Origin of the sequence: Photobacterium sp. BZF1 (assembly GCF_014349205.1) — a bacterium.
Taxonomy (GTDB): domain Bacteria; phylum Pseudomonadota; class Gammaproteobacteria; order Enterobacterales; family Vibrionaceae; genus Photobacterium.
Genome location: NZ_JACSOF010000177.1, coordinates 1 through 12,934 on the forward strand (window position 1 = coordinate 1; position 12,934 = coordinate 12,934).

Annotated in this window: 15 protein-coding genes; 11 read left to right on the forward strand and 4 right to left on the reverse strand. The window is 45.2% G+C overall.

Features of this window, described 5'->3' with window-relative positions; all coding sequences use genetic code 11:
• The coding region (locus BIZ37_RS26480; protein WP_187464075.1) for an SDR family oxidoreductase at positions 1–703 on the forward strand (703 nt) is incomplete at its 5' end.
• 111 nt (positions 704–814) lie between these two features.
• Here the strand turns inward: BIZ37_RS26480 and BIZ37_RS26485 are convergent.
• Positions 815–1,309 carry a hypothetical protein gene (locus BIZ37_RS26485; RefSeq protein ID WP_370577818.1) on the reverse strand — a complete coding sequence of 165 codons (495 nt, stop codon included), beginning with the start codon at positions 1,307–1,309 and terminating at the stop codon, positions 815–817.
• Positions 1,310–1,544: 235 nt separating this feature from the next.
• Here BIZ37_RS26485 and ccoN point away from each other — a divergent pair, with 235 nt between their 5' ends.
• From ccoN to uspE, 10 genes are all read left to right on the forward strand, one after another.
• Complete coding sequence (ccoN, locus tag BIZ37_RS26490) at positions 1,545–2,972, forward strand: cytochrome-c oxidase, cbb3-type subunit I (protein ID WP_187464076.1); 1,428 nt, start codon at positions 1,545–1,547, stop codon at positions 2,970–2,972.
• A 12-nt stretch (positions 2,973–2,984) separates the two neighbouring features.
• Positions 2,985–3,596 (forward strand): cytochrome-c oxidase, cbb3-type subunit II, encoded by a 612-nt coding sequence (ccoO, locus tag BIZ37_RS26495; protein ID WP_107298147.1) that lies wholly within the window; start codon positions 2,985–2,987, stop codon positions 3,594–3,596.
• Between the two features lie 9 nt (positions 3,597–3,605).
• Complete coding sequence (locus BIZ37_RS26500; protein ID WP_107298146.1) at positions 3,606–3,779, forward strand: CcoQ/FixQ family Cbb3-type cytochrome c oxidase assembly chaperone; 174 nt, start codon at positions 3,606–3,608, stop codon at positions 3,777–3,779.
• Positions 3,780–3,784: 5 nt separating this feature from the next.
• Entirely contained in the window at positions 3,785–4,765 is a 981-nt protein-coding gene (gene ccoP / locus BIZ37_RS26505; protein WP_107298145.1) for a cytochrome-c oxidase, cbb3-type subunit III, read from the forward strand.
• A 120-nt stretch (positions 4,766–4,885) separates the two neighbouring features.
• A complete protein-coding gene (locus BIZ37_RS26510) occupies positions 4,886–5,377 on the forward strand; it encodes a FixH family protein (RefSeq protein WP_039461225.1) in 492 nt (163 codons plus the stop codon).
• The gene (locus BIZ37_RS26515) at positions 5,374–7,767 is read left to right on the forward strand and encodes a heavy metal translocating P-type ATPase (RefSeq protein ID WP_187464077.1); all 2,394 of its coding nucleotides are present in this window, start codon (positions 5,374–5,376) and stop codon (positions 7,765–7,767) included. Before BIZ37_RS26510 ends, BIZ37_RS26515 begins: the two co-directional genes overlap by 4 nt.
• A complete protein-coding gene (gene ccoS, locus BIZ37_RS26520) occupies positions 7,760–7,969 on the forward strand; it encodes a cbb3-type cytochrome oxidase assembly protein CcoS (protein ID WP_187464078.1) in 210 nt (69 codons plus the stop codon). The genes BIZ37_RS26515 and ccoS overlap by 8 nt, the downstream gene beginning before the upstream one ends.
• Positions 7,956–8,636, forward strand: coding sequence for a sulfite exporter TauE/SafE family protein (locus BIZ37_RS26525; RefSeq protein WP_107298142.1), 681 nt, complete (start codon positions 7,956–7,958; stop codon positions 8,634–8,636). The genes ccoS and BIZ37_RS26525 overlap by 14 nt, the downstream gene beginning before the upstream one ends.
• Positions 8,637–8,711: 75 nt before the next feature.
• Positions 8,712–9,467 carry an FNR family transcription factor gene (locus BIZ37_RS26530; RefSeq protein ID WP_039461230.1) on the forward strand — a complete coding sequence of 252 codons (756 nt, stop codon included), beginning with the start codon at positions 8,712–8,714 and terminating at the stop codon, positions 9,465–9,467.
• A 273-nt stretch (positions 9,468–9,740) separates the two neighbouring features.
• Positions 9,741–10,682 (forward strand): universal stress protein UspE, encoded by a 942-nt coding sequence (gene uspE, locus BIZ37_RS26535; RefSeq protein WP_187464079.1) that lies wholly within the window; start codon positions 9,741–9,743, stop codon positions 10,680–10,682.
• A 97-nt stretch (positions 10,683–10,779) separates the two neighbouring features.
• Here the strand turns inward: uspE and BIZ37_RS26540 are convergent, their stop codons facing one another.
• The 3 genes from BIZ37_RS26540 to BIZ37_RS26550 form a co-directional block, all read right to left on the reverse strand.
• Positions 10,780–11,040 carry a hypothetical protein gene (locus BIZ37_RS26540; RefSeq protein ID WP_237156940.1) on the reverse strand — a complete coding sequence of 87 codons (261 nt, stop codon included), beginning with the start codon at positions 11,038–11,040 and terminating at the stop codon, positions 10,780–10,782.
• A 297-nt stretch (positions 11,041–11,337) separates the two neighbouring features.
• Positions 11,338–11,613, reverse strand: a complete 276-nt coding sequence (locus BIZ37_RS26545) for a hypothetical protein (protein ID WP_187464080.1) — start codon at positions 11,611–11,613, stop codon at positions 11,338–11,340.
• A 215-nt stretch (positions 11,614–11,828) separates the two neighbouring features.
• The gene (locus tag BIZ37_RS26550) at positions 11,829–12,743 is read right to left on the reverse strand and encodes a LysR family transcriptional regulator (RefSeq protein WP_187464081.1); all 915 of its coding nucleotides are present in this window, start codon (positions 12,741–12,743) and stop codon (positions 11,829–11,831) included.
• Positions 12,744–12,934 lie beyond the last annotated feature (191 nt).

Consider the following 12,934-nt stretch of genomic DNA (forward strand, 5'->3'; position numbering starts at 1 on the left):
GGTTACTGGCGGGGCAAACGGGATAGGTAGAGGGATTGCAAACTACCTGTCTAAAAATACGATAGTTATTGCTGCTGATATTGACGAAAATGCAGGGTTCCAGCTGGTCTCAGAGAACCCTTTGATTCGCTTCAAACACCTTGATGTTACCAATGAACAGCAAATTGAATCTCTAGCTGAAGAGATAAAATATCAGCACGGTAGACTTGATGCCGTTATTAATAATGCGGCGATAGCAAACCCCTACAACGCCCCGTTACAAGAACTTGATCTTTACGATTGGAATAAAGCGCTAGCTGTCAACTTGACTGCCCCTATGTTGATGGCAAAACACACATTGTCATTACTAAAAGAGACAAATGGGTGCATTGTAAATATTGCTTCAACCCGTTACTTACAATCCGAGCCAAATACTGAAGCCTACAGTGCTACTAAAGGAGGGATTGTTTCATTAACTCATGCGTTGGCTACCAGCTTAGGCCCTGAGGTAAGGGTTAACTGTATATCTCCCGGTTGGATTCATACTTCTGATGAGGAATTGCGTGAGGTTGATCACCAACAGCATCTGATTGGCCGTGTCGGTAATGTCGATGATATCGCTTCAATGGTCGGTTATTTGCTCTCAAAAGAGGTTGGATTTATTACTGGTCAGAACTTTGTGATTGATGGCGGGATGACAAAAAAAATGATTTACAGTGAGTAGCTCATACAAAAATTAGGTTTATTACAGTTAACAAATCACTTAGTAAATTGCGTAAATTATAGGGTTTAAAGGTCTAAACCCTATAATTTATAGTGTATGTATGTAACCTGCTTATTCTACTTGTTTTTTCACCAAGAAAGTTGCAGTTATCTTTTCATCACCTTGTTCAATGTTAACTGCCCACTCCATTTCATCGTGCATACATTCAGGGACAGTAAAGCGCCCTAGCCAACCTTCTGATGTTTCTTCAAAAGTAACGGGAATTGTGCCCATATACATGCTGACCCCTTCTACAGAGGCATTCGGTTTAACATTTCTGTTATCAATTTGTATCGTTAGCTCTTGATTCGCTTTTGCTGGATACGGCATCAAAGAGATATTTAACAGTTTACCGCTTTCATTTGAAAGGCATTTTTCTGCTGATAATTGGCATGTTGTTGCAGTATTATTTTCAGCTTGTTCATTCTTATAGGTGACTGTTCTCCATACAAATGCTGTGATCAATACAGCTAAAAGAAAAAGAATTTGGATTAATCTGCCTTTGGTGAGCTTTTCTGCAGCCATGATTTTACGTGCTTCCCATGTTACAGAGGTCAAAGTTTTCACATAAATGTTGCTTAACCGTAAACATTGTGTGGGCTTGACCCTGTCAATCATTAGTTATCTAAAGTAGTATATGGCACTGAAAATGCCACTTTTACAACAAAATAGCAATTTAATTACTGGGGTGTTTAAAAAAACAACACGGTGATTATTGAAGCTTTGGGTGGTATTGCGACAACTTGTTGTTCGCACAAGGAAAAAGAGTGTAGTTGAACAATTAAAATTGGAAGCATGCAACATGAGCCAAGTAAAGCAGCTTGAACAAAACTACAACTATACGGTCGTTCGTCAATTCACCTTGGTTACTATCCTATGGGGAATTGTTGGAATGGGCGTTGGTGTATTGATTGCCGCTCAGCTGGTATGGCCGGCACTAAACTTCGACCTTCCTTGGTTGACATATAGCCGTTTACGACCATTGCACACAAATGCAGTGATTTTCGCATTCGGTACCAGTGCGCTATTTGCTACGTCTTACTACGTAGTGCAGCGTACGTGTCAAACAAGACTTTTCGGTGGGAAATTAGCGTCGTTCACCTTCTGGGGCTGGCAAGCTATCATTCTATCAGCGGCGATTTCGCTGCCGTTAGGTTGGACTTCTGGTAAAGAATACGCAGAGCTGGAGTGGCCGATTGATATCGCCATTGCGGTTGTCTGGGTTGCCTATGCCATCGTCTTCTTCGGTACAATGATCAAAAGAAACACGTCACATATTTATGTGGCTAACTGGTTCTTTGGTGCCTTCATCCTAACTGTTGCCGTTCTGCACATTGTTAACAGTATGGCTATCCCAGTATCCATGACTAAATCATATTCGGTTTACTCTGGTGCTGTTGATGCCATGATACAGTGGTGGTACGGACATAACGCGGTTGGCTTCCTGCTAACAGCGGGTTTCTTGGGGATGATGTACTACTTCGTACCTAAGCAAGCAGGACGTCCTGTTTACTCATACCGTCTGTCTATCGTTCACTTCTGGGCGCTAGTATCTCTATACATCTGGGCAGGCCCTCACCATCTTCATTACACCGCTCTACCTGACTGGACTCAGTCTTTGGGCATGGTGATGTCTTTGATCCTATTTGCTCCATCTTGGGGTGGTATGATCAACGGTATCATGACGCTATCTGGTGCATGGCACAAACTGCGTTATGACCCTATCCTTCGTTTCTTGGTTGTATCACTGTCGTTCTACGGTATGTCGACCTTTGAAGGCCCGATGATGTCAATCAAGACGGTTAACGCCCTTTCCCACTATACCGACTGGACTATCGGTCACGTTCACTCTGGTGCTCTAGGTTGGGTTGCGATGGTTTCTATCGGTGCGGTTTACCACTTGATCCCTAAATTGTTCGGCCAAGAGCGTATGTACTCAATTAAATTGATCAACGTTCACTTCTGGCTAGCAACAATCGGTACGGTTCTTTACATCGTTGCGATGTGGATCTCTGGGGTTATGCAAGGTCTGATGTGGCGCGCGGTAAACACCGACGGTACGTTGACTTACAGCTTTGTTGAGTCTCTACAGGCTTCTTACCCATTCTACTTCGTTCGCTTCGTAGGCGGTGCAATCTTCTTGGCTGGTATGTTCCTAATGGCATACAACGCATACAAGACAATTCTTGCGCCAAAAGAAAGCCTTAAAGCCGTAGAGCAACCAGCATAAGGAGTACCGACAATGGCTAATAATCGTCATGAAATCGTAGAAAAAAATGTCGGCCTTCTTGCAATCCTTATCGTGATTGCGATCAGTTTTGGCGCCTTGGTAGAAATTACTCCATTGCTTTACCAAGACCAAACGACTGAGCCGGTTGAGAACCTTCGTCCATACACTGCTTTGGAAATGGAAGGCCGTGATATTTACATCCGTGAAGGTTGTAATGTTTGTCACAGCCAGATGATCCGTCCATTCCGTTCTGAAACTGAGCGCTATGGCCACTACTCTGTAGCTGGCGAAAGTGTTTGGGAACACCCATTCCTATGGGGCTCAAAACGAACTGGTCCTGATCTAGCCCGCGTTGGCGGCCGTTATTCAGATGACTGGCACCGAGTTCACCTTCGTGATCCTCGTGCTGTGGTTCCTGAATCAAACATGCCTGGTTTTCCATGGCTTGAAGAAAACGTGCTTGATGGCAAGCTGACGTCTAAGAAGCTTGGAATCTTCAAGAACCAATTCGGAGTGCCTTATACCGATGAGCAAGTGGCAAACGCTGGCGAAGAAGTGAAAGGCAAGACTGAGATGGACGCAATCATTGCTTACCTCCAGTCACTTGGTCACGCAATGAAATAAGGGGGCACCATGGATATTGGAACCATTCATAGCATTTGGACACTGATACTGTTCGGTAGCTTTATTGGTATTGTCCTCTGGGCTTACAGTAAACGCCAAAAATCTCGTTTCGATGAAGCTGCAAATCTTGTTTTTGCAGACGAGGAGCAAGACACGGCAACGCGTGAGAATGACAGGAGTTAGGAAGCATGACTACTTTTTGGAGTCTATGGATAACAATCATCACGCTGGGTACCCTAACTGGTATTGCTGCCCTACTGATTTGGTGTAGCAAGGACAAAATGGGTGTTGAAGAAGGTGAGGATATGGGTCACGAGTACGACGGTATTCGTGAGATCAACAACCCACTGCCTAAATGGTGGTCCTACATGTTCTGGGGCACCATTATTTTCGGCCTACTTTACCTTTTCCTTTTCCCGGGGTTAGGTAACTACAAGGGCTTCTTAGGTTGGACGAGCTCAGATCAAACTGTTCGTTCAATCGAAGAATCCAAACTGGCAATTGCCAATGCCCAAAAAGAGCAGCGTTTGAACCAGTATGCAAAAGAGTTGGATGACGCCGAGACCCGCTTCGGTGAAACATTCAAAACTTTGGCCTACGACGCTTCTGGCAACACGTTATTGCCAATCACCCAGATCGCTGAGAGTGAAGAAGCAATTAAGGTTGGTCAACGTTTGTTCTTGCAGAACTGTGCGCAATGTCATGGCTCGGATGCCCGTGGACAGCTTGGCTACCCTAACCTGACTGATGGCGCTTGGCTATACGGCGGTGAAGCTGAAACTATCAAGACAACCATCATGGATGGTCGTCAAGGTGTCATGCCTGGCTGGATTGATAGCCTTGGTAAAGATGGCGTAACAGAAGTGACCAGCTATGTACTAAGCATGTCTGGGCGAAGTGTGAATGCCAAAGAAGCGGCTGCTGGTAAGCAGAAGTTCGTGGTGTGTGCAGCCTGTCACGGTACAGATGGTAAAGGTAACCCTGCATTTGGTGCGCCGGACCTAACTGACAACACATGGCTATACGGTGGTTCACGCCGTGCGGTCGAAGCAACCATTGCTCACGGCCGCCAGGGTGTGATGCCTGCTTGGAAAGATATTCTAGGCGAGGAGAAAGTACAGGTTATTTCAGCCTATGTATGGAACCTAAGCCAAGACACTTCTAAGTAACAATTCATACAACACTCGGTTACAATTTGCTCAAGTTTTTTGTACAAATTTCCGAGACTTAACGACTAGCCCCTGTTATCTTCAGGGGCTAAATCCCTCTAAGCGACATAGGTAATCAATATGGGTAAACCTTGGTATAAGCAGTTCTGGCCATGGTTCGTTTTTGCCATCCCTGCTACTTCAATTGTTTATAGCCTGACAGCTGTCTATATCTTTTCTCAAAACAAAGTCGACCTAGTCGCGGAAGACTATTACAAGAAAGGCAAGGCGATTAACCTCGACCTATCCCGCCTTCGTGTTGCCGATGCCTTGAATTTGAAAGCGCAAGTTGCTGTTAGTGACAAAGACATCAATGTTTTTTTCAATAAAGGTGATCTAGATAACTATCCAAATTTGCGTGTGACATTCACACACCGTACTCTAGCTAATAAAGATTTTACTCAAATGGTGAGCGCCGATTTATCAGGGACTTATCGCTTTGAATCTCCTGAGGTTATTGAAGGTCCATGGTTTGTTGAGCTTGAGCCATTTGATGGAGACTGGATGTTACAAGGACGTGTTAACCTGCCAACATCCGACCCGATTTCGCTGTACGGGCAGATTAAGGAATGACGAAAGATTGTTACCACTGCGGCGATCCTGTTCCACAGGATTGCCAGCATCATGTAGAAATACTTGGCCAGATCCGTGAGATGTGCTGCCCTGGGTGTGAAGCGGTCGCACAGACCATTGTGGATAGCGGCCTCACCTCTTACTACGAGTACCGTACTGCCCCGGCAGAGAAAGCTGATTTGGTACCGCAGCAACTGCAATCCCTACTCCTCTATGATCACGATGAAATCCAGCAAGAGTTTGTCCGTGACAACGAAAATTGCAAAGAAGCGTCTTTATCACTAGATGGTGTTTCTTGTGCAGCTTGTGCATGGCTTATTGAGAAGCAGTTGATGCGCGAAGCTGGCGTTGTATCCATTAAAGTAAATACAACAACTCACCGAGCACTATTAGCCTGGGACCCAGACACGGTTAAGCTCAGCCACCTTTTGGGCGTTATCCACCGTTTAGGCTACAAAGCCGCTCCTTTTGAAGCTGATGCACAAGAGCAGCAATACCACCGCACCATGAAGGGCTACCTCTACCGCCTTGGTATTGCGGGTATTGCCACCATGCAGGTGATGATGCTGGCTATCGCATTGTATTTTGAAATCTTCGGTGACTTAGATGCCGAGTTCAAAAACTACCTCCGCTGGGTCAGTCTGATATTCGCAACTCCAGTCATGCTCTACTCGGCATTGCCCTTCTACCTCAATGCTTGGCGTAACCTGCGGGCAAAAACATTAGGAATGGATGTTCCCGTCTCAATTGCCATGTTATTTGCCTATGTGGCAAGCCTTTATGCAACAGTAATGGAAAAAGGCGAAGTCTTCTTCGAGTCGATTTCTATGTTCGCTTTCTTCCTGTTGCTTGGTCGATTTCTTGAAATGCGTGCACGGCGCCACGCCGCTGCCGCCAGTGCCAATTTATTAAAGCTGGTCCCAGCAATGGCAACATTGGAAGACGGCTCACAGGTCGCTGCCAAGACATTAAAAGTGGGTGACGTTGTCACGGTGCTACCGGGTGAAAGCCTGCCCGCAGACGGTGAAATCCTAAAAGGCCAAACGGCTATCGATGAATCTATGGTGACAGGCGAATCCATGCCCGTACCAAGAATCGTGGGTGATACGGTTTATGCGGGTACAATCAATGGCGATAACCATATCACCCTCAAGGTAACCAAGGACCGCCAGAATTCACTCATTTCAAATATTGTTCGCTTACAAGATGAAGCACAAAGCTCCAAACCTAAGGTGGCAGAGGTTGCAGATATTGTCGCACGCTACTTTGTTGCAGCAATTTTAATCATCTCAGCTGGCACTTGGCTTTACTGGTATCAACATAAGCCGGAAGATGCCCTGTGGATCACCTTAGCTGTATTGGTCGCAACGTGCCCGTGCGCCCTATCCCTTGCCACCCCGACAGCCCTCACCTGCTCTACTTCAAGCCTTGGGCGTTTGGGGATCCTATTGCGCCGCGGTCATGTGCTGGAAACACTATGTAACGTCAACCAACTAGTGATCGATAAAACCGGCACGCTGACCGAAGGTAATATTCGCCTAGTGCAAACCCAGACTTTCAATGAGTACTCTGAAGAGAAGTCATTGCAAGTTGCAGCTGAACTGGAGAGATTTGCCAATCACCCTATTGCAAGGGCGTTTTCTGCTTATCGTAGCGATAAACCTTTGTTCAATGACGTTGAGAATGAGATTGGCAGCGGTTTGTCTGGGAGCATAGATGGTCAAGAATGGCGGATTGGTAAAGCTGAATTTGTTTTAGCCTTGAACCCCAATAAAGAGCAACTGCTGGCAGCGTGTGATAACCGATTTCAGGTATGGCTAAGCTGCGATGGCGATCTGGTTGCTAGTTTTATGTTAGATGACCCTATTCGCGAAGATAGTCCTGAGCTTATCAAGCAGTTCCAAGCCGAAGGCATTAAAGTGACTATGCTGACCGGTGACCATTCAGCATCCGCACAGGTGGTCGCCGATAAACTGGGTGTCGATAACCTTGAAGCAGGTGTCTCTCCTGAAGGCAAATTGGAATACCTCAGAAGCCTAGACAAAAACAAAGTGGCCCTAATGATTGGTGACGGTGTAAACGATGCCCCTGTACTCGCAGGTGCACACCTTTCTGTTGCCATGGGTGGTGGTACCGATATAGCCAAGTCCTCGGCAGATATGGTATTACTGGGTGACCAGTTATCTCGAATTCTACGTGCCAGAAAACTGGCACAAAAGACACGTAAAATCATCCGGGAAAACCTTGCTTGGGCGCTTGGGTACAATTTGATCATCCTACCGCTGGCTGTCGCTGGATTTGTCGCACCCTATATCGCTGTTGTGGGTATGTCGGGAAGTTCGATCATTGTTGTTTCAAATTCTTTAAGGTTATTAAAAGAACATGGCTAGTCTTTACTTGTTAATCCCCATTGCGATTGTCTTCGTATGTATAGCTGTCGGGATTTTTCTTTGGGCTGTTCGTACTGAACAGTTTGAAGATCTTGAACGCCAAGGCTATGACATCTTGTTTGACGAAGATGAGTCAAAGCCGACTGAAATCAAAAATGAACGCGATGCTAATGAGATAAGTGGTAATCATGGTAAGCGTTGATTTCTATGCGGCGTTCATCATAGGTTTGATGGGGGCTGGCCATTGTTTGGGCATGTGTGGCGGGGTTTCTGCTGCTATTACCCTCGGTGTACAAAACAACCAACATACTTCCCGTTGGCCATATTTAGTGTTATATAATCTCGGCAGAATCGCATCGTACATGATTGCCGGAGCGATTATCGGTGGTGCTTTTGCCAACCTTGCCAGCTATGGAAGTCAGGTTACTGCATTGGCATCATTACGGTTACTTGCCGCTACTATGATGATTTTACTTGCTTTATACATAGGCCAATGGTGGCATGGTGTGAGTAAAATTGAAGTGATGGGTAAAGGGCTATGGCGTTTTCTATCACCAATGGCAACAAAACTGCTACCGTTACGCAGCCCCCTCGCCGCTATTCCTTTCGGGGCATTATGGGGATGGCTCCCATGTGGTTTAGTGTATTCCACATTGAGTTGGGCCGCTGTTGCAGGCAGTGCCACCTCAGGTGCTAGTGTGATGTTAGCATTCGGTTTAGGTACCCTACCTGCCATGATCGCGGTGGGAACTATGGCAAACCAGCTGCAGAAGTGGCTTAAAAATCTTTACTTTAAGAGAGCGAGTGCCTTGCTGTTATTGGCCTACGGGGTTCATACTGGTTATATCGCAATCAAACAAATAATGTAGGCTTTTTTAATACTCGTCATAATGATTCATATTATGTTAAAATATTGACCTACATCAAATTGGTTAGACAGGCTTATGATATCAGACAAACTAACAACCAAACGTATCCAATCAGGCGGATGTGCGATCCATTGTCAGGATTGCAGCATCAGTCAGTTGTGTATTCCATTTACGTTGAATGAGTCTGAGCTAGATCAGCTAGATCAAATTATCGAACGCAAAAAGCCAATCCAGAAAGGACAGGAGCTTTTTAAAGCGGGTGATGAACTGAAGTCACTGTACGCAATTCGTTCGGGTACAATCAAGAGCTACACCATTACTGAGCAAGGTGATGAGCAGATTACTGCCTTCCACTTGGCCGGTGACCTGGTGGGTTTTGATGCCATCAATGAAATGATGCACCCGAGCTTTGCCCAGTCTTTGGAAACATCAATGGTTTGCGAGATTCCATTTGAAATTCTCGATGATCTGTCAGGGAAAATGCCAAAACTTCGTCAGCAAATCATGCGTCTGATGAGTAACGAGATTAAAGGTGATCAGGAAATGATTCTGCTGCTATCCAAGAAGAACGCAGAAGAGCGTTTGGCAGCCTTCCTTTACAACTTGTCGCTACGTTTCTCACAGCGCGGCTTCTCACCTCGTGAGTTCCGTCTGACAATGACTCGTGGTGATATCGGTAATTACCTTGGCCTGACTGTTGAGACAATCAGCCGTCTGCTAGGTCGTTTCCAAAAATCTGAAATGCTGAGTGTTAAGGGTAAATACATTACTATCCTTAACCACGAAGAACTTGCGAAGCTTGCCGGTGTGAACAAAAACACTATTGCCTAAGCTAATCGCCTAAGTGAATGATTATAAAAAGTGATACGCGAGCCGTATCACTTTTTTTATATTAATTTCCCGCCGTTACTCCCCTATTCTTACCCTTTAAGTTAAAGTTATTAGTAACCAAAGAGGCTTTTTGTGACATTTTCATAACAAGCAACTGATTTTGGTAAGATAACTCTGAATGTTTCTCTGCCCGAAAGTGACAGATAGATATCATTCCTTTAAGGGAACAGAGACTGGTTTAGATGCCAACACGGTTTGTGTAAGGGGGCAGTTATGACCAAATACAGCAATATACTCGTTGTTGCCGATCCAGCGCAGGATCATCAACCAGCATTGTCTCGCGCTATTCACCTTGCTCGTCGCTCTGACGAGGTAAAAATTACTCTTTTCTTGGCAATCTATGACTTCTCGTATGAGATGACATCTATGCTCTCTGCCGATGAACGGCAAGCGATGCGGCGTGGTGTTGTTATGCAGCGTGAGGAATGGTTGAAAGATCTCATCCGTCCGTATACCGATGACGGCTTTAATATTCAGTTGACGGTTGTCTGGCACAACCGCCCTTATGAAGCCATTATTGCCGAAGTGTTCAGCAACCACCATGATTTGATCATCAAAGCGACCCACGACCATGACAAGATAGGGTCTGTGATTTTCACCCCAACGGACTGGCATCTGCTTCGTAAATGCCCTTGTCCGGTACTGATGGTGAAAGACCACAGCTGGCCTGAAAATGGTAAGATTTTGGCGAGTGTCAATCTTGCCGCAGATGATGAAACACACGAACAACTGAATGATTCTATTGTCGATGAGGCAAAATCTGTCGCTGATCTGCTTGGGGCTGAAGTGAACTTGGTTAACGCCTACCCTGCAACCCCAGTGAACATTACGATTGAACTGCCTGAATTCGACCCTGCTTCATATACAGATGCAGTAAGGGGACATCATCTCAAATCAATGAAGGCCCTGCGCCACAAACATGGATTACCGGAAGAGCAAACACATGTACTTGAAGGCCTGCCGGAAGATATCATTCCTCAAGTTGCCGAGGATATTGATGCTGAGTTGGTGATTTTGGGAACAACCGGACGCACAGGTTTATCCGCAGTGTTCATCGGTAACACGGCGGAACACACTATCGACAGTCTCAACTGTGATTTGTTAGCTTTGAAGCCTGAGGGATATGTCAGTCCACTGAGTCCAAACCTCCCATAGAGCCATATTTATATGCGTTGACGGCACCTAGAACTTGCAAACAAAAAAGCCTCGCAAGAGGCTTTTTTATTGGGAAATTCCAGAGCAACTTGGGTCGTTACCGCAGCTCGATAGGCTGAACCGGCTGTACTTGGTTGCTCGCAGGCTTTTCTTCAGCATTTGCCAGTTTTTTCAGCAGTGATGTCAGATAAAGTTCATTCCGAATCTTATTACAGTAAGCGTGACTGATATTACGTCGATTCCACTCGCTGGCAATGGCAACTCGAGTCTGGGTGGATCTTCGCCCAAAGGCGTAAGTTTCACAGATTTCAAGGTTACTCATTTGCTGTGGTGTTTTGGTGACAGTGCTACTGCGCATACCTAACTGCTGTGATTGCGAAGAAGAGCAACCTGCCAAGCTTGATAAGCAAAGTGCAATAAGCGCTGTTTGGAGCGGCTTTGAACGGCGAATCATTGAAGGTATAAGCATAATATTGATTTATAATGATTTGTTGTCTTTCGCCATTATAACCGATTACGACTTACATCCAATCTAAATTCAGGCCCCTGCGTTTCTCTATGATTAACTGTGAGCTTTATCCAAATCATAAATAGCAGAAAATGAAAAAGAGCTGATTAGCACATATCAGCCCTTTAAAGGATTCGACTTTGTAAATTAGTCAGCAGTATTGTAGTGATACTCAAAGACTGAATGGCTTGAATCATTCACTCGGGCATCACCAATGTGGCCAGCAGGCATTGAAGCATCACCTGAAGTGGTTAGCTGGGCCTCCATCACACTCATTGCCGGAGTATTCGCTTGCTGAATCAAGTGTGTTGTAGGAGCTGTACGCTCACCGGTTGTTGAAAGGTGGTAGTCCAGTACATCATTTGCCATTGCTTGTGAAGACAGAACCAAAGCGCTGATGATAACGAAAGCTGATTTTTTCATAACCTACCTCTGTGTCTATTATCAGTACCCTCTGTCCTTGAGAGTGTTGAACAATTTTTTGTGAGGTTTGAACTCCCTCACTTGATGTACACATTGTAGGGTTATGCTTGTCTTAATCCCATGGCAGAAATGGATTAGTGGTATATCAAAAACGCATCTCTGAATGCCAGCTTAATACCAAAAATGCATCTAGCTTGCTTGTCTTGTATAGTGCTTTACTTGTTTGTTACCCGGAGCTGTTTGATTTCTTGCTCCAACCAACGGTACTTATCGGTATTCCAGTGCTTTTGGTTATACGTCATCACAACATCCAGAATGTCTCTTCGTTCAGGTTGGCCAGCCTCATCCATTTCCACAAACTGAAAGGTTTGCTGATCAACAATCTTGTATAGCTCTCTTGGTGCAATAAATAACATGTCCTCGCTGCGAAGTGCCTGCAGGATTGGATGAGCGTGCTGGCTTCGGAAAGCGGGCTTTTCACGGAGATTGGCATACCTTTTCACGATTTCCATTTGTTGGTTGAACCCGGGAACGACCATTCCTGCCCAGCGGTAGTTATCTAACTCCTCGATAGGTATCGGCTGGTTTTCAGCTACAAACCCACGTCGACAGATAAAACCAATCTGACTCTTTGCTATATTCTTTTGGTATACATCTTTAGGCGTGGCTAACGGTTGGTAGGTAATAGCCAGATCACAACGGCCATCTTGTAATTGGGCGATGGTACTGGAGCCAAAACTGTATAGCTCCAGCTCTACATTAGGGCAAGTACGGTTAAATAAGCGATAGATTTCGGTGCCATAGCTCTCTATCAAAAAACCATTGAGTGCGATTCGAAAGCGCCCCTCCATTTGACTTGGCTCAAACTGCCTGCTTTCCAGAGCTTTTTCAAGTTGAGTATAAATACCTGGCAATACGGATGCGAGTTCTTCTGCCCGTGGAGTAAGTTTCAGGCCACGGTTATGACGAACGAACAGTTGATCATCCAATGCTTCGCGCAAACGTCCAAGTGCCCTGCTCACAGCTGGCTGGCTTGTATCAAGTCGGTCGGCTGCCCGATGAGTATTCTTCTCTTCCAATAACACTAGAAGGACTTTGAGGAGGTTTAGATCTAGTGTATTCAAATTCATTTGCTTTCCAATTATAGTTTGCAGACATGCATATACTATGCTGATTTATAGGCTAATATCCACTGTATGTAACATGTGTTTGTAGTCAACAAAGGTGAAACTGATAACGAAAAATGGCTAGCAATTCTAGTGTGAGAACTTTCATTGCTAGAATATATATCGTTATAAGATTTGCCTAAGTGGTTTAGTAG